The organism is Clostridium sp. HGF2 (assembly GCF_964240115.1).
GTDB classification, from domain to species: Bacteria; Bacillota_I; Bacilli_A; order Erysipelotrichales; family Erysipelotrichaceae; genus Clostridium_AQ; species Clostridium_AQ innocuum.
In genome coordinates this window covers 36,081-61,806 of the sequence record NZ_CAXSSO010000011.1, presented here as the reverse complement: position 1 = coordinate 61,806, position 25,726 = coordinate 36,081, and the positions used below count along the sequence as shown (strand labels likewise).

26 protein-coding genes are annotated in these 25,726 nt (G+C 45.5%); 24 read left to right on the top strand and 2 right to left on the bottom strand.

Features of this window, described 5'->3' with window-relative positions; translation table 11 throughout:
• Window positions 1-31 precede the first annotated feature (31 nt).
• The 3 genes from ACESPQ_RS17065 to ACESPQ_RS17055 are packed head-to-tail and all read left to right on the top strand — an operon-like array spanning window position 32 to window position 2,949.
• Window positions 32-1,135: a M24 family metallopeptidase gene (locus tag ACESPQ_RS17065; RefSeq protein ID WP_373144589.1), complete on the top strand. Its 1,104-nt coding sequence runs from the start codon at window positions 32-34 to the stop codon at window positions 1,133-1,135.
• Window positions 1,125-2,309 (top strand): MalY/PatB family protein, encoded by a 1,185-nt coding sequence (locus ACESPQ_RS17060; RefSeq protein ID WP_373144588.1) that lies wholly within the window; start codon window positions 1,125-1,127, stop codon window positions 2,307-2,309. The genes ACESPQ_RS17065 and ACESPQ_RS17060 overlap by 11 nt, the downstream gene beginning before the upstream one ends.
• A 4-nt stretch (window positions 2,310-2,313) precedes the next feature.
• Entirely contained in the window at window positions 2,314-2,949 is a 636-nt protein-coding gene (locus ACESPQ_RS17055; RefSeq protein ID WP_008818446.1) for an RDD family protein, read from the top strand.
• Between the two features lie 154 nt (window positions 2,950-3,103).
• Here ACESPQ_RS17055 and ACESPQ_RS17050 read toward each other — a convergent pair whose 3' ends face one another.
• The gene (locus tag ACESPQ_RS17050) at window positions 3,104-3,322 is read right to left on the bottom strand and encodes a hypothetical protein (RefSeq protein ID WP_044905954.1); all 219 of its coding nucleotides are present in this window, start codon (window positions 3,320-3,322) and stop codon (window positions 3,104-3,106) included.
• Window positions 3,323-4,252: 930 nt separating this feature from the next.
• On the opposite strand from ACESPQ_RS17050, the gene rpsF reads away from it, so the two are divergent.
• From rpsF to ACESPQ_RS16995, 11 genes are all read left to right on the top strand, one after another.
• Window positions 4,253-4,546, top strand: a complete 294-nt coding sequence (gene rpsF / locus ACESPQ_RS17045; RefSeq protein ID WP_002607226.1) for a 30S ribosomal protein S6 — start codon at window positions 4,253-4,255, stop codon at window positions 4,544-4,546.
• Between the two features lie 19 nt (window positions 4,547-4,565).
• Window positions 4,566-5,042, top strand: coding sequence for a single-stranded DNA-binding protein (locus tag ACESPQ_RS17040; RefSeq protein WP_118001764.1), 477 nt, complete (start codon window positions 4,566-4,568; stop codon window positions 5,040-5,042).
• A gap of 20 nt (window positions 5,043-5,062) precedes the next feature.
• Window positions 5,063-5,293: a 30S ribosomal protein S18 gene (gene rpsR, locus ACESPQ_RS17035; protein WP_002607228.1), complete on the top strand. Its 231-nt coding sequence runs from the start codon at window positions 5,063-5,065 to the stop codon at window positions 5,291-5,293.
• Window positions 5,294-5,403: 110 nt separating this feature from the next.
• Window positions 5,404-6,327 carry a DUF2232 domain-containing protein gene (locus ACESPQ_RS17030; protein WP_002607229.1) on the top strand — a complete coding sequence of 308 codons (924 nt, stop codon included), beginning with the start codon at window positions 5,404-5,406 and terminating at the stop codon, window positions 6,325-6,327.
• Window positions 6,305-8,302, top strand: coding sequence for a DHH family phosphoesterase (locus tag ACESPQ_RS17025; RefSeq protein ID WP_118001766.1), 1,998 nt, complete (start codon window positions 6,305-6,307; stop codon window positions 8,300-8,302). Before ACESPQ_RS17030 ends, ACESPQ_RS17025 begins: the two co-directional genes overlap by 23 nt.
• Window positions 8,280-8,726 carry a 50S ribosomal protein L9 gene (gene rplI, locus ACESPQ_RS17020; protein ID WP_002607231.1) on the top strand — a complete coding sequence of 149 codons (447 nt, stop codon included), beginning with the start codon at window positions 8,280-8,282 and terminating at the stop codon, window positions 8,724-8,726. Before ACESPQ_RS17025 ends, rplI begins: the two co-directional genes overlap by 23 nt.
• A gap of 8 nt (window positions 8,727-8,734) precedes the next feature.
• Window positions 8,735-10,081, top strand: coding sequence for a replicative DNA helicase (dnaB, locus tag ACESPQ_RS17015; protein WP_002607232.1), 1,347 nt, complete (start codon window positions 8,735-8,737; stop codon window positions 10,079-10,081).
• A gap of 127 nt (window positions 10,082-10,208) precedes the next feature.
• A complete protein-coding gene (locus ACESPQ_RS17010) occupies window positions 10,209-10,955 on the top strand; it encodes an MBL fold metallo-hydrolase (protein ID WP_002607233.1) in 747 nt (248 codons plus the stop codon).
• Window positions 10,952-12,040: a S1C family serine protease gene (locus tag ACESPQ_RS17005; RefSeq protein ID WP_118001767.1), complete on the top strand. Its 1,089-nt coding sequence runs from the start codon at window positions 10,952-10,954 to the stop codon at window positions 12,038-12,040. Before ACESPQ_RS17010 ends, ACESPQ_RS17005 begins: the two co-directional genes overlap by 4 nt.
• A 96-nt stretch (window positions 12,041-12,136) precedes the next feature.
• Window positions 12,137-12,646 (top strand): hydrolase, encoded by a 510-nt coding sequence (locus ACESPQ_RS17000; protein ID WP_373144587.1) that lies wholly within the window; start codon window positions 12,137-12,139, stop codon window positions 12,644-12,646.
• Window positions 12,647-12,673: 27 nt separating this feature from the next.
• Complete coding sequence (locus tag ACESPQ_RS16995) at window positions 12,674-13,291, top strand: TetR/AcrR family transcriptional regulator (RefSeq protein WP_002607236.1); 618 nt, start codon at window positions 12,674-12,676, stop codon at window positions 13,289-13,291.
• Between the two features lie 77 nt (window positions 13,292-13,368).
• Here ACESPQ_RS16995 and ACESPQ_RS16990 read toward each other — a convergent pair whose 3' ends face one another.
• Window positions 13,369-14,202, bottom strand: a complete 834-nt coding sequence (locus ACESPQ_RS16990) for a prepilin-type N-terminal cleavage/methylation domain-containing protein (RefSeq protein ID WP_233108908.1) — start codon at window positions 14,200-14,202, stop codon at window positions 13,369-13,371.
• Between the two features lie 350 nt (window positions 14,203-14,552).
• Between ACESPQ_RS16990 and ACESPQ_RS16985 the strand changes: the two genes are divergently transcribed.
• The 10 genes from ACESPQ_RS16985 (at window position 14,553) to ACESPQ_RS16940 (ending at window position 25,525) form a co-directional block, all read left to right on the top strand.
• A complete protein-coding gene (locus tag ACESPQ_RS16985; protein WP_257328012.1) occupies window positions 14,553-15,077 on the top strand; it encodes a phosphohydrolase in 525 nt (174 codons plus the stop codon).
• Window positions 15,074-15,550 carry a 23S rRNA (pseudouridine(1915)-N(3))-methyltransferase RlmH gene (rlmH, locus tag ACESPQ_RS16980; RefSeq protein WP_109770906.1) on the top strand — a complete coding sequence of 159 codons (477 nt, stop codon included), beginning with the start codon at window positions 15,074-15,076 and terminating at the stop codon, window positions 15,548-15,550. Before ACESPQ_RS16985 ends, rlmH begins: the two co-directional genes overlap by 4 nt.
• A gap of 247 nt (window positions 15,551-15,797) precedes the next feature.
• Window positions 15,798-18,170: an ABC transporter permease gene (locus ACESPQ_RS16975; protein WP_373144586.1), complete on the top strand. Its 2,373-nt coding sequence runs from the start codon at window positions 15,798-15,800 to the stop codon at window positions 18,168-18,170.
• A gap of 13 nt (window positions 18,171-18,183) precedes the next feature.
• On the top strand, window positions 18,184-18,954 hold the full coding sequence (locus tag ACESPQ_RS16970; RefSeq protein WP_002607241.1) for an ABC transporter ATP-binding protein: 771 nt from the start codon (window positions 18,184-18,186) through the stop codon (window positions 18,952-18,954).
• 6 nt (window positions 18,955-18,960) lie between these two features.
• Entirely contained in the window at window positions 18,961-19,638 is a 678-nt protein-coding gene (locus tag ACESPQ_RS16965; RefSeq protein WP_002607242.1) for a response regulator transcription factor, read from the top strand.
• Window positions 19,625-20,899 (top strand): sensor histidine kinase, encoded by a 1,275-nt coding sequence (locus ACESPQ_RS16960; protein WP_373144585.1) that lies wholly within the window; start codon window positions 19,625-19,627, stop codon window positions 20,897-20,899. Before ACESPQ_RS16965 ends, ACESPQ_RS16960 begins: the two co-directional genes overlap by 14 nt.
• Before the next feature lie 375 nt (window positions 20,900-21,274).
• Entirely contained in the window at window positions 21,275-22,006 is a 732-nt protein-coding gene (locus ACESPQ_RS16955) for a MerR family transcriptional regulator (RefSeq protein ID WP_002607244.1), read from the top strand.
• A 643-nt stretch (window positions 22,007-22,649) separates the two neighbouring features.
• On the top strand, window positions 22,650-23,639 hold the full coding sequence (locus ACESPQ_RS16950) for an ABC transporter substrate-binding protein (protein ID WP_002607245.1): 990 nt from the start codon (window positions 22,650-22,652) through the stop codon (window positions 23,637-23,639).
• Between the two features lie 265 nt (window positions 23,640-23,904).
• Complete coding sequence (locus tag ACESPQ_RS16945) at window positions 23,905-24,777, top strand: ABC transporter permease (protein WP_002607246.1); 873 nt, start codon at window positions 23,905-23,907, stop codon at window positions 24,775-24,777.
• A complete protein-coding gene (locus ACESPQ_RS16940) occupies window positions 24,770-25,525 on the top strand; it encodes an ABC transporter ATP-binding protein (RefSeq protein WP_002607247.1) in 756 nt (251 codons plus the stop codon). Before ACESPQ_RS16945 ends, ACESPQ_RS16940 begins: the two co-directional genes overlap by 8 nt.
• Window positions 25,526-25,726: the final 201 nt, after the last annotated feature.

Genomic DNA, 25,726 nt, shown 5'->3' with positions numbered 1-25,726 from the left:
TTTATCAAATAGAGGAAAGGGGTGCTGTGCAATGGCGAAGCGCTTAGGAAAGCTGCAAGCATTTCTGCGGGAGCAGAAGCTGGATGCATTGCTGATCAAAAGTAAAACAATGAAAAAGTATATGGACACACTGACTGGAAGCGGCTGTCAGATTCTGCTTATGAGGGATCAGGGATACCTGATTGTCGATGGACGTTATCTGGTAGAGGCAAACGAGCGGGAGCATGACTTACAGATTGTCCAGCATATGCCGCATACCGGTGGAAACGGATATCTTGGCGTTGTTGAAGAGCTGCTGCACAAGCATGCCTGTACAAGCATGGGGGTGGAGAGCTCGCAGCAACTGGTGAAGGAATACTGGCGCATGGAGGCTCTCGGTGTCGATATCCGTTTGCTGGATGAGGAAATTCATATGCTTCGCATCTGCAAGGATGAAGAGGAACAGCGTCTTATGCAGGAGGCAGTGGATATTACGGATGATATTTATCAAAGAGTCATCCATCATCTGCATATCGGTATGAGTGAATATGAAATATCTGCACTGCTGCAGTATTATGCAATATCTGCCGGAGCTGCACAGATGTCCTTTGAAACAATCGTAGGAACAGGAGAGCGCAGTGCCCTGCCGCACGGACGTCCGACAGGAAGGAAAATCCGTGCGCATGAGCCGATTCTTATGGACTTCGGTATTCAGTATAAAAACTATCAGTCTGATATGACCAGAGTCTGCTTTATCGGGAAGCCGCAGCCGAAAATTGCAAGCATCTACCATATTGTACTGGAGGCACAGCTCGCAGGTATCCGTGCAATGAAGCAGGGGGCAGTGGCAAAGCAGGTAGACAACGCCGCAAGGTCTGTCATTACCCGTGAGGGATACGGAGATTATTTTACACACGGTCTGGGGCATGGTCTTGGAATCGGCGACGGCTGTGAATATCCAATTTTGAATGAAACAGGCTCTGTCATTCTGCAGGAAGGCATGATGATGTCCTGCGAACCCGGAATCTATCTGCCCGGCATTGGTGGAATCCGTATAGAGGATGATGTGGTAATCAGAAACGGTATCGGTACAGTGATGAATAAGACAAGCAAGGAGCTTTTGATTCTGAAGGAGGATGCAGCACATGAAGTATGATTTTAATGAAGTAATCGAGCGCAGGGGCACCTATTGTACACAGTGGGATTATATCGAAGACCGCTTTGGAGAAAAAGACCTGCTTCCGTTTTCTATTTCCGATACGGACTTCCGGATTCCCAAGCCGATCAGCGACACGATTCAAAAGGTGGCACAGCACGAAATATACGGCTATACCAGATGGAATCATCACGATTTTAAGGGGAGTATTACCGGATACTTTCAACGGCGCTTTCAATGCCGCATGGAAGAAGACTGGATTTTATACAGTCCCAGTGTCATGTATTCCGTCTCTCTTCTGATCCGGCTGTTATCCAAACCAAAGGATCGTATTCTGAGCTTAAATCCCATGTATGATTCCTTCTTCACAGTTATTGAGGATCAGGATCGCATTCTCATCAGTCATGATCTGGTACATGGAAAGCATGATTTTGAAATTGACTTTGACAAATTTGAAGAGGATATAAAAGGTTGTTCTATATTCCTGTTATGTTCTCCGCACAATCCAACCGGACGTCTGTGGAGTCCAGCGGAGCTGCAAACAATGGTATCGATCTGTAAGTCGCATGGAACGGCCATCATATCGGATGAAATTCATATGGATATGCAGCTGAGAGGAAGGCATACGCCGATTCTGGAGTATATTGAGGAATATGACAGATTGTTTCTGGTCAGCTCGTGCAGTAAGACCTTGAATGTTCCCGGCTTGATCGGCTCCTATGCGGTGATTCCGGATGCAATGGTACGGGATGAATTTCTGTATCAGACAAGAAAGCGCGACTTTCTGAATTCCGCAAGTATTTTCGGGATGCATGCGACCATGGTCGGCTATACGGAATGTGACGATTACGTCGATCAGCTGTGCGATTATATCCGCGGAAATATGGAGCTGGTGGAACAGTTTGTGAAGGAGCATTTCCCGGATATGCGCTTTGCTATGCCGCAGGCGACATATCTTGCATGGATTGATGTCAGAGCTGTACCGTTTTCAAGTGAGGAGCTGCAGGAAGCCCTGGTGCATATCGGTAAGGTCGCTATCATGAAGGGAGAAACCTACGGCAGTAATGGAAAGGGCTATCTGCGTATGAATTGCGGTTGTCCAAGAGCCAAGCTTCTGGAGGGACTGCAGCGTATGAAGAAGGCAGTGGATGCCCTGTATGAAGAAAAGAGGTAGGAAAATGCAGCTGAATATGACAGGTTTATATACAAAGCTATATGCGATTACCGATCATACGCCGTGTGATGTTGATACACCGAAACGCTTTGGTGCATATATCCTTGACTGGGTGGTCGGCGGTATTTTTACCGGACTGCCTGCCGTTCTTTTATATAGCGGATTAACGAAAAAGCAGGATATGTTTGGCGGCTTGTATGTTTTTGAATCACTTGGTTATGCGCGCAGCTGGGCCTTTCTTGCCGGGGCACTCTGCATTTTGTTTGCGCTGTTTTATTATGTATATGTTCCATGGCGTATCTGGCCGGGGCAGACACTTGGAAAACGTGTTGCCGGTTACCGCATGGAAAAAACGAATGGTACAGCAGTGGATTTGATTACCCTGTTAAAACGGCAGGTTATCGGCGGCTTCCTGCTGGAGGGTGCAGCATTTGTCGCATCAAACTATATCCGGCAGCTGGTGACCCTGTCACTGAGCTATTATGTAGATTATTACTGGCAGATAGCAGGGATGATTCTTACAGCGTTATCCCTTATTCTTGTAATGAAAACAGACTCGCATCGCGCACTGCATGATTATCTTGCGAAAACCAGAGTGACTTGTGTTGAAAAACAGAAGAATGAGCATTCTTCTATTTGATAAATAAGGAACATGTGACAACGTGTAACATAAGCCAGGGCGAACAGTATTAGAAACAGGAACTAAGCTGTATGAAAAAGGAAAGCATGATTCTGTAATTCATCAGAAGTGCTTTCCTTTCTTGTGCTGTAAAGTGAGGCTACAGGCTATCTGCTTATCCACATGTCACATTGTAGAAGATGCCGCCAAGCTCCGGCAGCTGCTTCAATTCGTCTTTTACCTTTCTCAGAATAATTTTCTCATCCTCATCAGATGCACAGTCGAAAACCATCTGCAGTCCCTTCTTACCCTGATAGGTAAGTGGTAAATCCATGGACAGGACTGCCTGTTTAATTTCTTCACACTTCGTAACTGATCCAATCAGCAGTTTCATCGAATCCCTTCTTTCTTTTCTTTAGTATAACACTCAGAACCGGTATGTAACGGGACGTTATTTTCATATTGGGATGCAAATAAAAGCTCAAAGTAGATACAGAATAAAACAGGTAAATAGTGTAACTGTATCGTATTGAAAATATCAGCTGTTACATAACAAAAGTATTTCTTGTGTGAGGAATTCTTATAATTGAAATCAATGAAAAAACTTTACATTATACGATTATCTAATTTTTATATAGGTTATTTTTAAGGAAATGATGTAAAATTTAGGAATTCGATCATAAAAATCCGTATGTAATAGTGAAGGTGTCAGTATGGGTATGAGGTTCTGTGTGCTGAAGAAAGGGGGCGTACATACGGATCAGATTATAGCGTACCTGATGTTTCTGACGCTGATCTATCTCATCGAACGGCAGAGCCACAGGTAACAACGCTATGTAACTGATCTCATTTTTGCGGCAGTCCTTATCCTGCATGTAGAAATCACACACCCCTTTTGTCTCAGACCTCCAAAAAAAAAGAGAGTGTACGGCTCCAACTGTCCACTCTCTTTTCCAGTCCTTACAGACCTTTTGTCTCAGTACTTAAAGTATAAACATTATATGGTATGAAGTCAATACATTTTACATTGATGTGTTGAATTGATGTGTTCACTTCCTTCTTATCCCGCTAATCAAAACGTGATTCTATCAGAAATATCGCCATGAATACATTCCTATATATAAGGATAACCACAGCGTGTTATCGATCTGCCAACTGTTTGCTCAAATAAAACAACAGCAGCTCTCTGCCATCTGGAAAAAGTCAAATTATCACTTTACTTCATCCCTTCCCCGTGCTATAATCAATAAACGGGTAGAAATCTCTACTCCCCGCTCTATACATAACGGATATAGGGCCTTAAGACCACGAGGAGGTGTACAGAATGAAAAAATACGAAATCATGTACATCGTGAACGCATCTTTGGATGATGCAGCACGCACTAAACTGATGGACAGTTTCCACAAGATTATTACTGACCACGAGGGTACTATCGATAAGGTAGACGAATGGGGCGTGAAAGAGTTCGCGTATGAAATCAATCACATGAAAAAAGGTTACTATGTTGTCGTAAATGCAACTGCCAACAACGAAGGAATTCACGAATTCGAGCGTCTGGCACGTATCAACCACAGCATCGTACGTTATATGATTATCAAAACTCAGGACGAAGAGTAAGACTTAGGAGGATGGACATATGATCAATAGAGTCGTATTAGTCGGTCGTTTAACGAAAGATCCTGTCTTGCGTAAGACTGCAAATGGTGCATCTGTTGTTTCCTTTACTGTAGCATGTACCCGCCGTTTCAAGCAGGAGGGCCAGCCGGACGCTGATTTTATCAACACGGTTGCTTGGAATAAAACTGCGGATATCGTAGCACAGTATACACATAAGGGCTCACTGGTCGGCGTGGAAGGAAGAATCCAGACACGCAGCTATGATGATCAGAGTGGTAAACGCGTTTATGTGACAGAGGTTGTCGCAGACAGCGTACAGTTTCTGGAAAGCAAAAGCGCTGCCGCAAGCAATGCGAACAGCAATGCCTATGTACCTGACTACGATCAGGGAAGCAATCAGGGCTACCAGAGTGACAACAGCAGCTCACAGTCCTACTCCAATGACTTTACAAGCAGCGATACACTCGATATCGCAAGTGATGATTTACCATTTTAATGGTAGAAAGGAGATTTTCTATGGCATTCAAAAAACAGCGTATGGGACGTAAAAAAGTATGTTACTTTACGAAAAATAAAATTGAAAGCATCGACTACAAGGATATTGAATTATTAAAAAGATTCATTTCTGCAAACGGAAAAATCATTCCAAGACGTGTAACGGGTACACGTGCAAAATATCAGCGTATGCTGGCTACTGCAATCAAACGTGCACGCCAGATGGCTTTACTGCCTTACGTAAGCGAATAATATCGCAAGTTCACTCCATCTGTCGCAGGATGGAGTTTTTTCATAGCTGTATCCCTGCACAGAGCTGCAGGAGCATTGCTGAGGCACGGCAGAGAAAGGAAGCAGAGGGTATGAACAATCAGACACGTAAGATAACAGAAGGGGCGATGATGTGCGCCATTGTCGGACTGATTCTGTTTATCAACCGACAGCTGGGAAACATGCTGGAATATTTCATGTACTGGGTACTGACCTTTCCCATTCTGGTCTATACGGCAAAATACGGAGTGCGCAATGCACTGGTTCCCTCTGTCAGCATGCTGCTGCTTTCCTTCATGATCAGCTCACCTACAACTATCTTTTATCTCTTTAGCTGCATTGTTGTGGGACTGGTATATGGTGGCGGGGTGAGAAAAGGCTGGAAGAACGGTACGCTGCTTGTTTTCAGCGGTATCTTCACATTTTTTTCCTATCTGGTCACAACTGTTTTGCTCGCGGCTGTATTTGGTTACGATCCGGCAGAGGATATCGAGCTGGTGAAAACCATACTGGAGCTTATGAACATCCATACCGGAATCGATCTCATGAAAACTGTAACGGTCATCGTTGTTCTGGTGGCTGTTCTCATGAGCGTGCTGCAGACGATGTGTATCCACATGATTGGCAACATCCTGCTTTCCCGGCTGCATATCAGGGTACGTCCGATGAACAATATTCTCAGTATTCGTGCTCCGAAATGGAACGGATGGCTGATTCTTGTCATTTGGGTTCTATTTTACAGTGGAAATGTGCTAAAATTAAACCAGGAAGCTTCGACGATACTGCTGGGGGCCTACCTTGTCTGCAAGGTCTATGCAATCGCCTGCGGAGCGATGTGTATCATGGGACTGCTGGTGCTGTTACGAAAGCGCGCATTTGTGTTTCTGTTGATGATTGCAGTCTTTGTGCCCTATGTACAGGATGTCATTGCCGTAATCGGCATTGCGGATATCCTGTTTCTGCTAAGAGATAAAATGAAACGAGGTGTCATAAATGGATCGTTTGGAAAATTTTAAGGTTCAAATCGCAATTATTCTGATTGCGGAAGCTGCTGCATTATTTGTGCTGTATATGGCTGGGATTCCCGGTCTTCAGATTCTGCCCATGACGGTTTTGCTTATTCTGAATATTCTTGTCATTGTCTGGATCGTATTAAAATATGAGCGTGATAAGGAACAGCGGGATATTGATATCTCCCATATTCTGGGGCATGACGCTAAGGATGCCCTGTCCTTTGGTGAGGTCGGTATCATCACATACGATGAGCAGTACAATGCGACATGGATCAATGAGTTTCTGGAGGAGCGCTCTGTTAATGTTGTCGGGAAAAAGCTGACAAGCTGGATACCTGAAATCACAGATCTTTTCAACGGCTCTGTGGATGAGCTGACGGCAAGTGATCCGAATGGGGAATATGTATATGAGATTGCCCGTAAGGAAAACGGACAGGTGCTGTTTGTACGGGATATCACAAAGCTGGAAACCATAACAGAACGGTTTAAGAAGGACAGTATCGTTGCCGGGTTACTGCAGCTGGATAATTATATGGAAATTCAGCAGTATGAGGATGAAGGAACCATGGCTACCATCAATACACAGCTTCGGCAGCCACTGGTGGAATGGGCAGGACGCTACGGGATGTTTATCCGTCGCCTGCGCTCCGATCGCTTTCTCGTCATTTTGAATGAGGCGATTTTCGAACAGGTCGTACAGGATAAATTTGACATTCTGAACACGATACGTAAAAACGCTGAGGATATCGATGTATCCATAACGCTGAGTATGTCGTTTGCCCGTGGTACGGATGATTTCCGTCTGCTGGATACGATGGTGAATGATCTTCTGGAGCTGGCACAGAGCCGGGGCGGTGATCAGGCTGCTGTCAAAAAGTATGGCGAAAGTGTGAAATATTTCGGTGGGAACAGTGAGGCACGTGAAAAACGAAGCAAGGTGCGTGTCCGTGTGATGTCGCAGGCGATCAAGGAAGCCATCATGGAAGCAGACCGGGTGTTTGTCATCGGTCATCAGAATATGGATTTTGACTGCATGGGAAGTGCGCTGTGTATGTCACGGCTGGCTGCTGCCTATGGCAAGGAAGTATATGTGGTATCGGATGGCGGTGGAATCGAACCGCAGCTGCAGGAGGCTTTGATGCTGTACCGGGAGAAGCTGGAGGGACGGCACCGCTTTATCAGTGACGGTGATGCCGCGAAAATGATAGAAAACGACGATTTACTGATTGCCGTCGATCATCACAATCCAAAACAGACGGGAGCTCCGCAGACACTGGAGGCAGCTAACCGTATCGTTGTGATCGATCATCACCGCAGAAGTGAGGACTTCATCGGTAATCCGTTGCTGGTGTATGTGGAATCGAGTGCAAGCTCCGTATGTGAGCTGGCAACCGAATTCCTGCCTTATCAGAACAATAAGGTAAACCTGAGCGAGGAAGAGGCAACACTGATGTATGTCGGTATTCTGGTGGATACCAACCGCTTTAAAACAAGAACCGGAAGCCGTACGTTTGAAGCTGCTGCCTATCTGAAAAATCTGGGAGTTGACCCGATTACGGCAGAGAATCTTCTGAAGGAGGATTTTGATGATTTCGAGGCAAAAACCGAAATCATGAAATATGCAGGACAATATGCGGATGGTATTCTGATCGCCGCAGTTGATAACAACCGTGTAATCAACCGTACACTGATGTCTCAGGTGGCGGACAGTCTGCTGAATATCAAGGATATGGAGGCAAGCTTTGTCATCGGTAATATCGAAAACGGCAAAGTGGCGGTATCTGCCCGCAGTAAAGGGAAGATCAACGTACAGATTATCATGGAGAATATGCATGGCGGCGGACATTTCACGATGGCTGCCCTGCAGAGAGAACAAACAACGGTGAAGGCCGTACAGGAAGAATTGAAACAGATGATAGATACCTATCTGGAAGAAAACAAGGAGGACGACGAAGATGAAAGTGATACTGCTAAGTGATGTAAAGAAGCTGGGAAAGAAAGGGGATATCGTAGAGGTCAGTGACGGCTACGGAAGAAACTTTCTACTGAATAAAAACCTGGCGGTAATGGCAACAAAGAAAAGCATGGAGATTCTGGATGAGCAGAATCTGCAGCATGATCTGGAGGAAAAGCAGAAGGAAGCGGATGCAGAGGACCTGAAAAAGCAGCTTGCGAAGATCACGCTGGAATTCCATGTGAAAACAGGAGAAGGCGGACGTGTGTTCGGCAGTGTTTCCACAAAGCAGATTGTTGCACAGCTGCATGAAACATACGGAATTCATGTGGACAAGAGAAAGGTCATCGATAACGATGCCATCACCTCTCTGGGCTATACGGATGTAAAGGTGGATCTTTACAGAAATAAGGTAATCGGAACCATTCGTGTTCATGTGAACGGATAGGAGGCTTTATGAGTAGAGAATTGCCACATAGCACCGAGGCGGAACAGTCCATTCTCGGTGCAATGATGATTTATCCCAGCGTAACCAGCGTTGTATATGATCAGGGGCTGGATGTGCGAGATTTCTATCTGGATATCCATCAGCGTATATTCTCTGCCATGATGGATATCACGGACAGCGGTAAGCCGGTGGATGTCACCACGCTGATTGCCCGTTTACAGGATATCGAGCAGCTGAATCTGGTCGGCGGTGCTGACTATATCATCAAGCTGAGTGATACGGCGATATCCAGCGCCAACAGTGTGTATTATATTGAAATGATCAAAAGCAGAGCACATCTGCGACGCTTAATCGAAGCAGCCGAACAGATTGCCGAGGACGGCTTTGATACAGCAAATGATCTGGATGAAATCATGGATAAGGCGGAACGGGATATCCTCGGTGTTACGCGCAGCCGTCGTGCCACTGATTTCAAAAGCAGCCGGGAGGTTGTTTCCAATGTCATGCAGGAGCTGATTCGTCTGCGCTCCAGTGATAACCGTGTAACCGGAATCAAGACCGGCTATACCGACCTTGACCGTATGACCAACGGCTTTCAGCGTGGCGATTTGATTATTCTTGCGGCCCGTCCGGCGATGGGAAAGACTGCCTTCGCGCTGAATCTGGCGTTGAATGCATCCTTTTACAATCCCGGGGCAATTGCCATCTTCTCACTGGAGATGCCGGCGGAGGCATTGATGAAGCGTATTCTGAGTGCCAAGTCCGCAGTGGAATCCAATAAGCTGAGAAGCGGTGCTATTCTGGATGATGAATTCAGCAAGCTGAACGAAGCGGCGAATGAACTGATGGCCAGCAAGCTGTTTGTGGATGACAGCTCCAATATCAAAATATCCGAGGTGTTCTCCAAATGCCGTAAGCTGAAAAGTGAGCATGGTCTTGATCTGGTCGTCATTGACTACCTTCAGCTGATCAGCGGAAGCGGAAAAAGCGGAGATAACCGCCAGCAGGAAATATCGGAAATTTCCCGTTCCCTGAAGGGACTGGCCAGAGAAATGGAATGTCCGGTGATCGCACTTTCACAGCTGTCGCGTTCCGTGGAAACCCGTCCCGACAAGCATCCGATGCTGTCCGACCTTCGTGAATCCGGAGCCATCGAGCAGGATGCCGATATCGTCATGTTTCTGTATCGTGATGCCTATTATGCGAAGGATGATGAGGCGGAACAAAACAATCCGACCGATCAGACCGATCTTGATATTGCCAAGCACCGTAACGGTGCGACAGGCAAGGTGGAGCTTGCATTTCAGAAATCCATATCTGCCTTCTTCAACATCGCACACGACGGATTCTCATAGTGTCAAATATTTGTTATATAACTTTTTGCATATTGCATGTAGATAGCATACCGGCTGTGATGCGACAGCCTGTTTCCTCCAAGGGCTCAAGGAAGTGGACATATCGTATAAGAAAAGGGGGCCGCATATGAAATTTGCACTACTGGCCAGCGGTTCCAAAGGTAACTGCTGTCTGATAAAACATAAGGATACCAAACTGGTCATTGACTGTGGAACAACGCGAAAATATCTGAAAAGCTGCTTCGAACAGATCAGCTATGATCCCATGCAGAGCAATGCACTTCTGATTACGCATACACACAGCGACCATGTCGCACAGATGAAGCTGTTTGACCCCATACCAACATATGCGACACAGGATATCGCGACCAGCCATCTGCACGGCATACGCCCCTACGATCGCTTTGAACTGCAGGATTTTCGAATAACCGTACTGCCGATGAGTCATGATTGTGAAGGCACCGTAGGCTATGTCATCGAGACCGAGGATGAGAAAATGGTATATGTGACAGATACGGGATATATTAAAGATGAGGTTAAGGAATACATACGCAATGCGGACTATTATGTCTTTGAAAGCAATCACGATATCGAGATGCTGATGCAGACGACAAGGCCTGTCTATCTGAAGCAGCGTATCATCGGTGACTGCGGACACCTGTGCAATGAGGACTGCTCGAACATCCTGTGTGATGTCATGGGGGATCATACAAAGGAAATCGTACTTGCGCATATCTCCCAGGAAGGAAACACACGGGACATGGCACTTACCACACTGAAGGAAACACTGAAGCGGAAACAGAAGGATCGCGAGGATCTCCGCCTGTATCCTGCGGATCAGTTTTCCATTTATACCGGAGGGAAATCATCATGAAACGACTGACAGCCTTTCTCCTAGTGGCACTGATCGGATGGAATATTGTCCTGACGATTTTATATTTGCAATCAAAAGAGGACACAACAGCAGCAACTGCTGCACAGCAGACGAAGCAGAAGGTGGAAACCGCAAGTGTAAATATCACAAGTGATGTGACAGAGCTTGTGGCGAAGAGCGAAAATAAGGTTGTGACAGTTACTGCCAGAGCACGCGGTCAGGCACTCGACACTGGAAGCGGTGCAGTTTATAAGGTTGACGGAAAGACGGTTTATATCATCACCAACAATCATGTTGTTGCGGATGGGGATGAAGCGGTTGTCACCTTTGCGAACGGCAAGGAAAAGAAGGTGGATATCGTCGGAAAGGACGAGCTAACCGATCTTGCACTGTTGAAAACAGATGTTGATTTCAAAGCGGAGGCCTTTGTGATGGGGAATTCCTCACTTGTCAAAAAGGGGGAATATGTCATTGCCATGGGAAGTCCGCTGGGCATTGAGTATCAGGGCAGTGTATCCGGTGGTCTGATATCCGGTGTGGACAGAAGAATGGAAATGGATATCGACAACAACGGTGTTGCGGACTGGGATGTGAATGTTCTGCAGACGGATGCCGCCATCAATCCGGGAAACAGCGGCGGACCGTTAATCAATATGGCAGGAGAGCTGATTGGTATCAATTCCATGAAGATAACGGATACCTCTGTAGAGGGCTTTGGCTTTGCATTGCCGATCAATGAGGTTCTTCCCATCATTACGGAGCTGGAAAACAACGGCAAGGTGGTACGTCCGATTCTCGGAATTTCCGTACAGCCGATCGAGCAGCTGAGTATGCTGGACAAGGCATATCTGGGAATTGATTCCAAGGTGGAAAGCGGCCTGCTGATTGTCAAGGTTGCCTCACGGACACCGGCAGCCTCTGCTGGAATAAAAGAAGGTGACATCCTTGTGAAATTTGATGGTAAGGAGATCAAGGATTATAAGCAGTTCCGTCAGTATCTCTACAGTCATAAGGTAAAGGACAAGGTGAGCATTGTCGTAAACCGCAATGGTAAAGAAATCGAAAAGACGGTAATACTGGAATAAATAAAGGAACGGTATCTGATGCATGATCCTGCACGGATACCGTTTTCTAAAATAGCTGTATGTATAGGGAAAGCAGGTGACAGCAGGATATACTTCATGGCAGATTTGCACTTTTATCATGATCATATCATCCATCTTGCCAACAGACCCTATCATTATATTAAAGAAATGAATGAGGCGCTTGTGGAAAACTGGAACCGAAGGATATGCGGGGATGACGAGGTGTATATTCTGGGAGATGTAACCATGAAAAATCATGTGTATGCCCGGGAAATGCTGAAGAAGCGAAAGGGCAGAAAGTATCTGATCGAAGGTAATCACGACCGTTTTGTTCATCAAAAGGAATTTGATCAGTCTATATTTACATGGGTAAAGCAGATGCATGAGCTGAAGTATGCGGGAAATACCTTTGTCTTATTTCATTATCCGATAGCGGAATGGGACGGCTTTTATCACGGAGCAATTCATCTGCACGGACATCAGCACAATCATGCGGATGTAAATTACAGAAACCGTGATAACGGTCTGTTACGATATGATGTGGGCGTCGATGCAAACGCGATGGTCCCGGTCAGCATACAGGAAATCATAGCTTTTTTTGAATAACATATCAGGGGGTTAGGAGTATATAGTATGGAAAAATTCGAGGAGCTTTCACAGGAGAAGCAGCGGCGTATCATCGATGCCGGTATGGAAGTGTTTGGCAGATATGAATACAAAAAGGCAAACACGGAGGATATTGCGGCCAAGGCAGGCATATCCAAGGGGTTATTATTCTATTATTTCAAGGATAAAAAAAGCTTTTATATGTATCTGTTTCAGTATTGTGTAACTATCGTCACAAAGACGCTGGATGATGAGGACTTCACAAAAATCACAGATTTCTTCGCATTGATGGAATTCGGGGCGCAGAAAAAAATGCAGATAATGGTGGAGCATCCGTTTATTCTGGATTTTATCTGCCGGGCATTTTCTTCCCGCCGCGAGGCTGTCAGCAGTGATGTGGCAATGGAGCTGCATTCTCTGATGGACACGACCTTTGACCGTTTTTTTGCGCATGTGGATTTCTCAAAATTTAACAATGATGTTGATCCGAAGCAGGTGTATCAGATGCTGGTATGGATGACAGAGGGGTATATGCATGAAAAGCTCAGCTGTCAGGAAACGCTCAAGCTGGAGAACATCATGAAGGATTTTGAAGAATGGAAGGTCATGTTTAAGAAGATGGCATATAAGAAGGAGTATCAGTAAAAAAACTGCTTATATCATCAGTGATACCGGTCAAGCGTACCACAGATGCATTGCAGTTTTTTATTACATTCACATGGCTATTGTGAGATAACCTCCCAGTCCTTGATATCATCCAGCTTTAATGCAGCGTAATCGTCCTGTGTACCTCCGGAGTCTTCTCCAAGCTTAACGGAAGCATTTGCTGTCTTAACACGTGGTGTTCCGCTAAATCCATTATTTCCGGAATAATCATACTGGATAACCTTGACTTTATTTCCCTTTTTTATATCCTCCAAGGTTACCTTGCGCTCACTTATCGTTATCGTATAATTGTTATCACTTTTACTTGCATAGATTCTGAAGCTGTAATCATATCCGCTGGCTATACCAGCGTCGTTAAGCGCCTTGCGCAGACTGTTACCGGCATTTGCACCTTCCGAATTGATGAATGCCTTATCTTTTTGATCGATGAAAGCCTGAATGATGCTGAGAGGCTCTCCCTTTATTAAAGCAAGGTGAATTTCGTTTGCTTTTACAAATAGATTATCATAGGAGGTCAATATTTCATACTTCTGCTGTTGATCATCGTATCGGATATAGGTTTCCCCTATCAAAACGATAAAATCTCCGGCACCGTTATTTGCCTTGTTTTTATATATTTCCATCAGGGTCCCTTCCACTTCCGAGCGTTTCATGATATCCTTCATATTTTCATCCGTCGCCAGTAAGTCCAGCTGCTGTTTCTTTACCAGTTCGATTCCCTTCTCCTTGGAGGCTACCATGACACTTCTTGCTTCGGAAATCAGCTTGGTATCTGCCGCCTTGCGCACGTAGCTCATGACAGCCGGTACAGCAAGTGCCATCAGGATACCGATGATTACCAGAACAACAATGATCTCGACAAGTGTAAATCCTTTTTTATTCTTTTTCATACCATCACCCTTTTCTTTCATTGTACTATAAAATTCGTGGTTTGTAGACATTTTACGAAAAAATGATATGATTTTTATATTCTATATGCGTTGAAATAAACGCCTATGCATAAATGTTCATGTAGACCTGTTTCCTGAGTATCCTCACTGCTTATTCGAAGGAGATTACGAAACATTGACGCTCTTATAAAATAATCATCAGGTGATATATCCTCAGCTGCAGGTCAAAGGCTACGCTTTGAGCATTGAACATTTTTTTGCAACGGGTATTGGATACGATAAAGTACGGCTTCTGATATTTGCACTCTGATAAAAAACAGCGTACAATAATTCTCGTAGTGAGGTGGAATATGCACGTAGAGGAAGTACCGGAATTTTTAAATATAGCGAAGGAGCTGCTGGGGGATGCCAGGGTATGGGATATGCAGAAGTATATACAGCACGGATCCATCAGCTGTCTGGAGCACAGCTTCGTCGTATCCTATTACAGCTTTACACTGGTCAGAAAGCTGCGGATGTCCTGTGATGAACGCTCTTTGGTGCGGGGCGCGCTGCTGCATGACTATTTTCTATATGACTGGCATGAGGCAGAGGATTGGCACAGACTGCATGGCTTTCGCCACCCTTTTTTTGCGAATCACAATGCATTGCGCGATTTTCAAATCAGTGAACGGGAGCAGGAAATCATCCGCAAGCATATGTGGCCGTTAACCGTCATACCACCTATGTGCAGGGAAGCATGGGTGGTAAACGCAGTGGATACAGCATCCGGCATTGTTGAGGTGCTCGCAGAATATCGGATGTTTAAAAGACTGCGCCGCAGATGGCTGGAAAGTAAGCTGGAGCTATTGAAGCAGGTAAAGGAGAACTTATGATAAAAATTGTTGCAGTAGGAAAAATAAAGGAAAAGGCACTGCGTACACAGATTGAAGAGTACGAAAAAAGGCTGCGGCCGTTTACAAAGCTGGAAATCATCGAAGTAAATGATGAAGTGGCACCGCAGAGCAACAGCGATTCACAGAACAATCAGGTTAAGGAAAAGGAAGGAGAACGCATTCTCGCCAAAATAAAGGAGCAGGAATATGTAATCCTTCTCGATTTATGGGGAGAAATGGTGGATAGTGAGCGGTTTTCCATAAAGCTTGATCAGCTACAGACCTATCAGACCAGTAACCTTACATTCGTTATCGCAGGCTCTCTGGGACCGGGCAAAAATGTCTATGATCGCTGTAACTGGAAATGGAAGCTGAGTGATCTGACCTTTACCCATCAGATGACAAGAGTGCTCGTACTGGAACAGATTTATCGTGCCTTTATGATACAGAACAACAATCCATATCATAAATAGTGTACAAAGGTCATACCTGCGCCATCCTTTTCAAAGATGAATACAAAGCAGGAGCATCCGCAGAGGTTTAGAACAGCTTCTGCTTTCTTTATGAAAATATATGGCTGATATTGAAATAAATATGGTTGAATCTGATTGAAAAAGAATATATATGAATAAATGGTAGGGATGAAAGCTTTCTTCGGTATTTAAGGATTTTTTAAGAAAGACTGCGGTATTCTTAGCTTGTAGAAAGGGTGTGACGGCAATGCTGAAACGAATGTTGAAAAAAGATTTAATGCATAGAAAGAGTGTCAATCTGATTCTGTTTCTGTTTATTACCATTGCGACGGTATTTCTTGCAAGCAGTGTAAATAATATTCTTGTTGTAAGCTCCTCTGTGGATTACTACATGGATTATGCAAATATACCGGATGTGAATCTGGTGGCAGTAAATTCCGGGGAAAAAGAGAAGATCATGAAATGGATAGAAACCGAGGCTCCGGGTGTGAAGGATTACGGTTATCAGGAAATGCTCTCTGTGGAACAGAAAAATTTGCACAGGGAGAATGGAAAGAAGTTTAACGCGGAAGGACTCAGCCTTTTCCTGTCCGAGGAAAGAAGTGACTATTGCAAGGGCTTTGATCCGGATGGGAGAGATCTTCATTTAGCGGATGATGAAATCGGAATGCCTGCATTTCTGATGGACAAAAACGATTTGAAGCTCGGCGATAAGGTGCGTATCATGATCGGCAGTGAGGATAAAACCTTTACTCTGACAACCGTAGTAAAGGATGCGGCGTTTGGAAATGATATGGTTGGTATGTCAAGAATCTTTCTGAATTCAGATATGTATGAAAAATTTAAAAAAGCGGGCAGTGACCGGACGTATTCTTTATACTTCATCAATGTGGACTCTATTTCTGAATTCACGGAAGCACAGAACCTGCAAAGCTTTCCCTCCGTTTTAAATACGGTTTCACGCAGTATGTATTCCATGATCTATTCCTTTGATCTGATTCTTGCTGCTCTGTTGATTCTGGTGGGCATCTGCATGATTTTGATTGCTTTACTGGTTCTTCGCTTTACCCTGCTGTTCACCATGGAAGAGGAGTACCGTGAAATCGGTATTATGAAGGCAATCGGCCTGAGGGATAAGGCAATACGACGGCTGTATCTTGTGAAATATGCATTTCTTGTCAGCAGCGGGGCGTTTCTCGGTCTGTTGATCAGTGTGCCGATCAGTCGTGTCATGGTGGCGGGAGTCAGTGTGAATATGATTATGGAGGACAGCGGTGTTAATTTTTTTGTAAATATTCTCTGTACCCTGCTTATCATCTTTCTAGTCATGCTGTTCTGTATGAACTGTACACGAAAGCTGAGCCGCATTACTGCGATATCCGCCATTCGGGGCGGACACAGCGGAGAGAGCTTTGCGAAAGCGTCGGCCTTGTATTTGTTCAAACAGAAATATCTGCGTGTTCCCGCATATCTGGGTATCAATGACATGCTGACGCATCTGAAACGCTATGCCCTGCTGCTGGTTACCTTCTGTATCAGCTTTGTTCTGATCACAATTCCACTGAATACCATCAATACCATGCAGAGCAGTGAAATGGCATCCAAATTCACCGTGAATACAGACAGTGCTGTATATATAAAGAAAATTGAAGGAAAACAGGATTCCGCATACAGAAACTCCGCACAGCTGAAAAAGGGAATGCAGCGTGTGGAGCGGGAAATGAAGGAAAAGGGCTATGATGCTGAGCTGACGGCCTCCTCCATTTACTTCCTGCCGTTTCATGCTCCCGGAAAAAAGGGCAATACGAAAATCATGTCCCTGCAAATACAGGGGCGCAATACGGAATATCTGGATTATCTGGAAGGCAGTGCTCCTGTGCTGGAAAACGAAATTGCCTTCTCCCGCCTCATTCTGGAGGATAACAACTGGCATATCGGAGATCGTATAGAGGCCGATCTGAACGGTGAAACCTACAAGTTTATCATTACAGGAAGCTACGCCGATTATATGCAGCTGGGAAGCAGTGCCCGTCTGAATGCAAAGCTTGATCTAAGTAAGGTGGACATGTTTGAGTATTGGAATGTCAATGTTGATATGAAGACAGACAAGAGTCAAACGGAGCTGAAGGATACCCTGCAAAAGCAGTTTCCTGATTATGAATGGTATACGGCTCAGGAAATTGTCGATCGCAATATCGGCGGTATTCAGGAATCTCTGAGTGAGCTTCTGATTCCGATGACTGCTATGCTCTGTGCTGTTATTATGCTGATTACACTCTTGATGGAAAAGCTGTTCATCGTACGTGAAAAGGGAGAAATCGCTATGATGAAGAGTATTGGATTCCGTAACAGCAGTATTCGCAGCTGGCAGGTGATTCGGATGATTCTGGTTGCCCTGGTATCCATGCTTGCGGCAGTTCCATTGTCCATGCTCAGTAACCGCTTCATGCTGGAGCCGATCTTCGCCATCATGGGTGCGGATGTGCATATCCAGATAATTCCAGTGCAGGTTTATCTGATATATCCGGGTGTACTGCTGCTGGGAATCATCTGTGCAACGATATTTGCTACCGGTCAAATCAAGCGTATCCATATACGTGAAATGAACAATATGGAATAAGGAGGAAGCTATTATGAGTGGAATAACAGTAAGCAATCTGTGTAAGACATATATCGTAAATAAACGACAGAACAACGTATTGAGAAATGTCAATCTGACATTGGAAGAAAAGGAAATGATCGCCGTCATGGGACCATCCGGCTCCGGTAAGACAACCCTGCTGTATACCATCAGCGGGATGGACAGTGCGACAGCCGGAAGTGTGAAATTCTTTGAGCGTGAGCTAACGGATATGAGCCGCAATGAGATCAGCGATCTGCGCCTGGAGGAAATGGGATTTGTCTTCCAGCAGATGTATATGCTGAAAAACCTGTCCGTTTATGATAATATTATTTTACCAGCCTATCAGTCTGTAAAGGGAAGAACGAAGCAGGGAAGAAAAGAAATCAATGCCTATGCCGCAAAGCTCATGCAGAAGCTTGGCATCAGTGAAATTGCGGATAACGATGTGAATGAGGTATCCGGAGGACAACTGCAGCGTGCCTGTATCTGCCGCAGCCTGATCAATCATCCGCGTATTCTGTTTGCGGATGAGCCGACAGGTGCCCTGAATAAGCAGAGCTCTCATGAGGTGATGGAGGAGCTGAACCGTATTCATAAGGAAGGGACAAGCATACTGCTGGTAACCCACGACATGAAGGTAGCCTCACGCTGTGACCGTGTGCTGTATATCGAGGACGGAAATATCCGGGATGAAATGCAGCTTGGCGCATGGGAAGACTGTACGGATATCCGCAAGCGTGAGCGCAGATTAAATGAATGGCTGATAACGTTAGGATGGTAATTGCCTATGATAGATATATTACTTGTAGAGGATCACCGTGAGCTTGCCCAGCTGATCGTAAGCTTTTTAAAGCGGGATGGATTTCAGGTGCATCATGTGGAGAGCGGGGAGGCTGCGCTTTCCTATCTTGCACAGACAGAGGTACGTTTGCTGCTGCTTGATATCATGCTGCCCCATATGGATGGCTTTACGGTATGCAAAAAAGTGCGGGAGCATAAAGCGGTTCCGATACTGATAATGAGTGCGCGAAAGGATCGAAATGATCAGCTGAACGGCTATGAGCTGGGGGCGGATGATTATATCGAAAAGCCTGTGGATCCGCAAATACTTGCCGCCAAAATACGTGCTGTTTTACAGCGTACATCCGATTTGCATCGCAAGGAAACCATATCCTGCTGCGGTGTGGTCATTGAGCGTGCACAGCACAGAGCCTTTGTGGATGGAAATCTTATGGAGCTGAACGCGAAGGAATTCGAGCTGTTGACACTGCTGGTATCCAACGCAGGGAAGACCTTACGCAAGGAATATATTTTCGCAAGCATATGGGGCATGGACAGCTTCAGTGAACAGCAGACACTGACCGTTCATATCAAAATGCTGCGTGACAAAATAGAGAAGAATCCAAAACAGCCGCAGCGGATTAAAACAGTCTGGGGCGTGGGGTATCGCTTTGAAGAAGTATAATATCCTGATCCTTTCCTGTTTCCTGCTGTATCTGGGCATTGCAGCCTTTCTCGGGTGGAGTATTCTGCAGATGGAGGAAACCATGGACCATGCATATCGTGTGGAAATCAATCGTATCCTGCAGCAGGTGGAAAAGGGTACGAAGGCTGAGGATATCGCAAGGAACAGCTATCCGCATATCGAAAAGCTGCAATGGCTGTCCGCAGAGGAAGGAAGCAGAGAAACAGCCTCTGCCTTTTTCCAGGAGGGAAATAATATGGATATGCATGTGGTACCCGTCTACAGAAAGCAAAAGCTGACAGGATATCTGCGCTTTGATTATCATCGCTCGCTTGTGGATACCAACGGACTGATGCTGCGCACACAGCTTTCTCTCACCGCTTTGTTCGCAATGCTGCTGGGTGTTCTTCTCTATCTGAGAAAGCACCTGTTAAAGCCCTTTGATCGAGTGCGTAAGCTTCCCGGTGAGCTTGCGAAGGGACATTGGAAGGGGATCGTGAAGGAGGAAAAAAGCAGATATGCACATGATTTCCTGCTTGGAATCGGACAGCTGAAGGATTCGCTGGATACTTCCAGAAGGCGGCAGCTGGAGCTGGAAAAGGAAAAGAAGAAGCTGCTGCTTTCTCTGTCACATGATATTAAGACACCGCTGAACACCATCCAGCTGTACGCGCGGGCTTTGGAGGAGCATCTGTATACGGATGAGGCACAAAATGTACACGCAGCTCATCAGATACAGGAAAAGGGGAAGGAAATTGAACATTATGTCGAGGAAATCATGAAGCAGTCCCGTCACGACATACTGGATATACAGGTCCAAAACAGTGAATTCTATTTGAAGGAGCTGATCGACAAGGCTGTTCACGCGTATAAAGAGCCATTGCGACTGCGGCGTATGGAGCTGGTGGTAAAGCCCTATGAAAACCTGCTGCTGAAGGGAGACCTGGAGCGCAGCTTTGAGGTCGTGGAAAACATTATGGAAAATGCCTTGAAATACGGAGATGGAAGAAGGATAGAAATATCGTGCTATGAAGAGGACTATTGTCAGCTGATTCGTATTTTTAACACTGGAAATACAGTGAGTGACACCGAATTTCATCATATATTTGAAAGCTTCTTTCGTGCCAGCAACAGCGAGGGGAAGCAGGGCAACGGTCTTGGACTTTATATATGCCGGGAAATCATGCGGCGTATGAATGGGGAAATTTTCGCCGAAAAGGAAGCGGATGGTATGGCCTTTCTACTCGTGTTCCCTTATTGAATACCAAATGGTGCAGCTGCCTGCAAATGCGGATACCGTGGATGCAATGCTTTGCTTGGAATACGTGAAGAGTGCATCCTTTTTCATGCTTTATAAAGCGAATAGGGAGAAAAAGCTGCTTTGCTTCATCATACAGTAAAAGAACGATCGCAGTCTCATAGAAAATATAGGAACTCTCCTGAAGCTTACATGAATACTGCAAAAGGGCTTGTCCTGCAAACAACGCTGTTATAGAATATCAGAGAAAGAGTTTCGTAAAAACAGGAAGGGATGTATTGTACGGTTATGCTTTCATAGTATGACTTGCAGGTAAAAAAAAGGGCTGCCTGTGATTCAAAAGGGAAGGCAGCTTGGAAAGCCAGAAAGGAGAGAGAAATGCTGTTGAAAGAAGTTATGGAGAAAAGCGGTCTTAGCAGGAAGGCTGTACAGTATTATGAGGATCAGGGCTTTGTAAAGCCGGTAAAGCTCGAAAACGGCTACCGCGATTATGATGAAGACTGCCTGAAAACATTGCGAGATATTCATGCCATGCGGCAGATGGGACTGCATATAAAGGAAATACGTGCAATCCTTATAGAGGAAGAATATGCACCTCAGGTCTATGAACAGCTGATTCATGAGCTTGATATGCAGATGGTGCGCCTGCAAAGTCAGCGCATGGTACTACGAAAACGTATGCACCATGAGGAGGCAGAAATGGAATATACAAACGAAATGTGTCCATATGTATATATCCGAAAGCCCTCCCTATTGCTGGGGGTAATCCAGTGCATGCTGGGCGCCACCGGCTTTCTTCTGTTTCCCTGGCTACCGGGTACAACCAATCTGTGGCTGATTGCTCTACTGCTTGCTTTCATTTTGCAGCTTATACAAAATATGTATTACGATACGAGAATTCACGGTCTGCAGTATATGGAAATCGGTTGGAAACAGCTCGGACTGACCGCTGTGCTTGCTTTTATCTGTGGTATTCTGACAGCGATTTCCTGCAAGGAAGCATATATGCAGCAATCTGGTGCTGTCTTTTGTATCACTGCTGTAACTGCCATCCTGCAGCTATGGAACGGATTTCATCTGTATGGAAACTCGCAGGGAGAACACGGCTAGGCAAAACAGATATGGCTCTATTATCTCCAACGCATCACCATTTGCCCGCCCGCCAGGCAGTAGGCTTCTGTGAATGCAGACATTATATAGGGTAGCACATTCACCTGATTACACAGAGACGATGCAGCTGCAAGCAGACAGACGCTGTTCCTTTAAATGGTGAAAATGTTTTCAGAATAAAAAATGTAAAATTTCAGAAAAAGTGTTGACAAGCAAAAAGAAGAGGTGTATCCTATAGGAAACCATAGACAGAGAGATCAAGCAGAAAGATGCGCTTATAGAGAGCACGCGGATGGTGGAATCGCGGCAGAAATGCAGTTTTGTAAATGGACTCTGGAGGGCAAGGTGAACGGCGCAGCTCAGTATCCAAGACGTATGCCTACGTTACAGGGCTAGAAATGTGTCGGCATTTTGATGAGAGGATGGTTTCCAATAGATGGAACGATCAAATCAGGTGGTACCGCAGATGAACCTAACAGCATCTGTCCTGAAGTCAACAGACTTTTGGACGGGTGCTTTTTTTATATAAGGGAGGTGGTCATTGTGTTACAGAGCACAGAGGAATGGCGATGGCATAAGGGAAAACAGACGTCATATAAACGAAGGAAACAAAACAACACAGTGAAAGAGAGGACAACAGGTCATGAAAAAATTATGTAAGGCAGCAGCTGCATTTCTATTATGTGCAGGCGTATTAACAGGATGTGGAAGCAAGGAGGATACGAAAACTGAGAAAAAAATACCGGTGGTATCGGTAGCGCAGATTGTAGAGCATAAGTCACTGAATACGATTCGTGACAGCTTCAAGGCAGAGATGGAGGCACTGGGCTATAAGGATGGAGAAAATATCAAGCTGGACTTCAAGGATGCCGGCGGGCAGCAGAACACGCTGAATTCCATCATGTCGACATTTGCCGGAAACAAGAGTGATGTCATCGTGGCAATTGCAACACCGACAGCCATGGCGGCAGCGAAGTACAGCAAGGATATTCCGATCGTATTCTCCGCAGTCAGCGATCCGGTAGGTGCAGGTCTGATGGATGATCTGAAAAAACCGAACAACAACATTACCGGGACAAGCGATGAAATTCAGGTGGATCAGATACTCGATCTCGCATTGAAGGTAGACCCTAATCTGAAGACACTGGGCTTTATTTACAACAGCTCTGAAGCGAATTCCGTAAGCAATCTGGCAAAGGCAAAGGAATTCTGTAAAAAACACGATATCAAGCTGGTGGAGGGAAGCGGCGCAAACATCACGGAGATTCAGAGCGCAGTCAGTGTGCTTACCGATAAATGTGATGCAATCTTTGCACCAAACGATAACACGGTGGCAAGCTCTATGAGTGCTCTTGTGGAAACTGCAAACAAGAAAAAGGTTCCGGTATATACCGGTGCTGATTCCATGGTAAGTGACGGCGGCTTTGCGACGGTTGGTATTGATTACACAGAGCTTGGCAAGGAAACGGCAAGAATGACGGATAAAATTTTGAAGGGCGAGGATGTGGAGAATCTGCCGGTTAAGGTCTTCAAGGATAATCTGAATATCTATGTAAATGAGAAAACGATGGAGACACTGGGCATTCAGCTTCCAAAGGATGTAGAAGACAGCAAAAATCTGGTCATGATGTAAGCCTGTGCACAATAGGAACAGGCCTGTCATATATAAAGATATAAAAGATATATAAACGGAAGATAATCGTGCTAGGTACAGATTTCTATTGATAAACAGGACGGAATCTAAACAGATTAAGAAAGTAATACACGTTTCGTAATGGAATCTGTATCATACAGCCATACAGCCGTATGAAAAAATCTGTAAGGAGCATAGGGCTGGATAGGCAATGTAAGAAGTAAGCGGTACAGGTAACAGTATAGTAGAAGAGAGGATGAGGGTTATGGCATTATCAACCATACAGGATGCGGTGATACTCGGCATGATATTTTCCATCATGTCGCTGGGGGTGTTTATTTCCTTCCGCGTTTTGAATATTCCCGATCTGACGATTGACGGGAGCTTTACAACCGGATGTGCGGTATCTGCCGTATTCGCAATGAATGCTCACCCGTTTATTGGTACACTCATGGCGTTCCTTGCCGGAGGTCTTGCGGGGCTGGTAACCGGTCTGCTGCAGACCAAATGCAAGGTGCAGTCCCTGCTTGCCGGTATACTGACAATGACAGCCCTGTATTCCGTCAATCTGAAAATACTGAACGGCATGCCGAATGTATCCCTGTTCGGAAAGAAAACCATCTTTACACCGCTGGAGGCAGTGCTTGGTGATCATGCCTATGGTGTAATGATTGCCGGGCTTCTCATCCTTCTGATCCTTCTGCTGTATCTGTTTTTGAAAACACAGCTGGGAATGAGTCTTCGGGCAACCGGTGACAATGAAGCGATGGTGCGTGCCAGCAGCATCAACTCGGATTTGATGAAAATCATGGGTATCGCACTTGCAAATGCCCTAGTGGCGCTGGGTGGTGCAGTCTTCGCACAGAATCAGGGCTTTGCGGATGTGAGCGGAGGAATCGGTATGATGGTTGTCGGTCTGGCGAGCATCATTGTCGGTGAGGCATTTATCCGCAGAAAAACACTGGGCTTTCAATTTGCGGCTGTCGTTGTGGGCGCAATCGTCTACCGGTTTATCCTGACCGTTGCCCTGCAGCTGGGAATCGGTGCAAGCGATTTGAACCTGTTCTCCGCAGCTCTTGTGGCACTGGCGATATCACTGCCGCATCTGAAAAAGAGAAGGAGGGGGACGCATGCTTGATTTAAAGGATATCAGTGTAACCTTTCATGCCAATACCGTCAATGAACGAAAGGCTCTGGATCATCTGTCCTTCCATGTGGAGGATGGTGACTTTATCAGTGTGCTGGGGACCAACGGTGCCGGAAAAAGCACGCTGCTGAACGTAATCAGTGGAACGATACCGTGTGACTCCGGGACAATTTTGCTGGATGGAAAGGATATCACAGCTTATCCTGAGTACAAACGGGCAAGAGAAATCGGCCGCCTGTTTCAGGATCCCCTGAAAGGGACGGCCCCGCACATGACCATTGAGGAGAATCTGGGACTGGCATACAGCCGCGGCAAGAGAACGACGCTGAGCCGGGCAATAAAAAAAGGGGATCGAAGCTTTTTTATCGAAAAGCTGAAGGAGCTGGGACTTGGTCTGGAGGATCGCATTTCCACAACCGTGGGATTGCTGAGTGGCGGGCAGCGGCAGGCACTGACACTGCTAATGTCCACGATCGTCACACCGAAGCTTCTTCTGCTGGATGAACATACGGCGGCGCTCGATCCGAAAACGGCCGCCTCTGTCATGGATATCACAGAGAGAATTGTAAAGGAGAACCATATCACTACGCTCATGATTACGCACAACATGAAGCAGGCACTTGAATACGGCAACAAGACGATTATTCTGAATGAAGGGAAAATCGTCAAGGTGCTGGAAGGGGAAGAAAGAAAGAACACAACGGTCGATGACCTTCTCAACATGTACGACTTTGTCTGAAAAAGGAAGTATTTGGCAGATTGTTTTTCTTGGAATAATCTGCCGCATACGATAATATAATGAACATGCGAGTATAAGATTGAGCATAAATTTCATGAAAACCAGAAAAAAATCAATGAAATTTTGACTTGACTTTTCCGCGTGTTTTTGCTTTTGGCGTCATTTATGCCCGAAAAGCTGAAAACGCATACATAAAGTTCA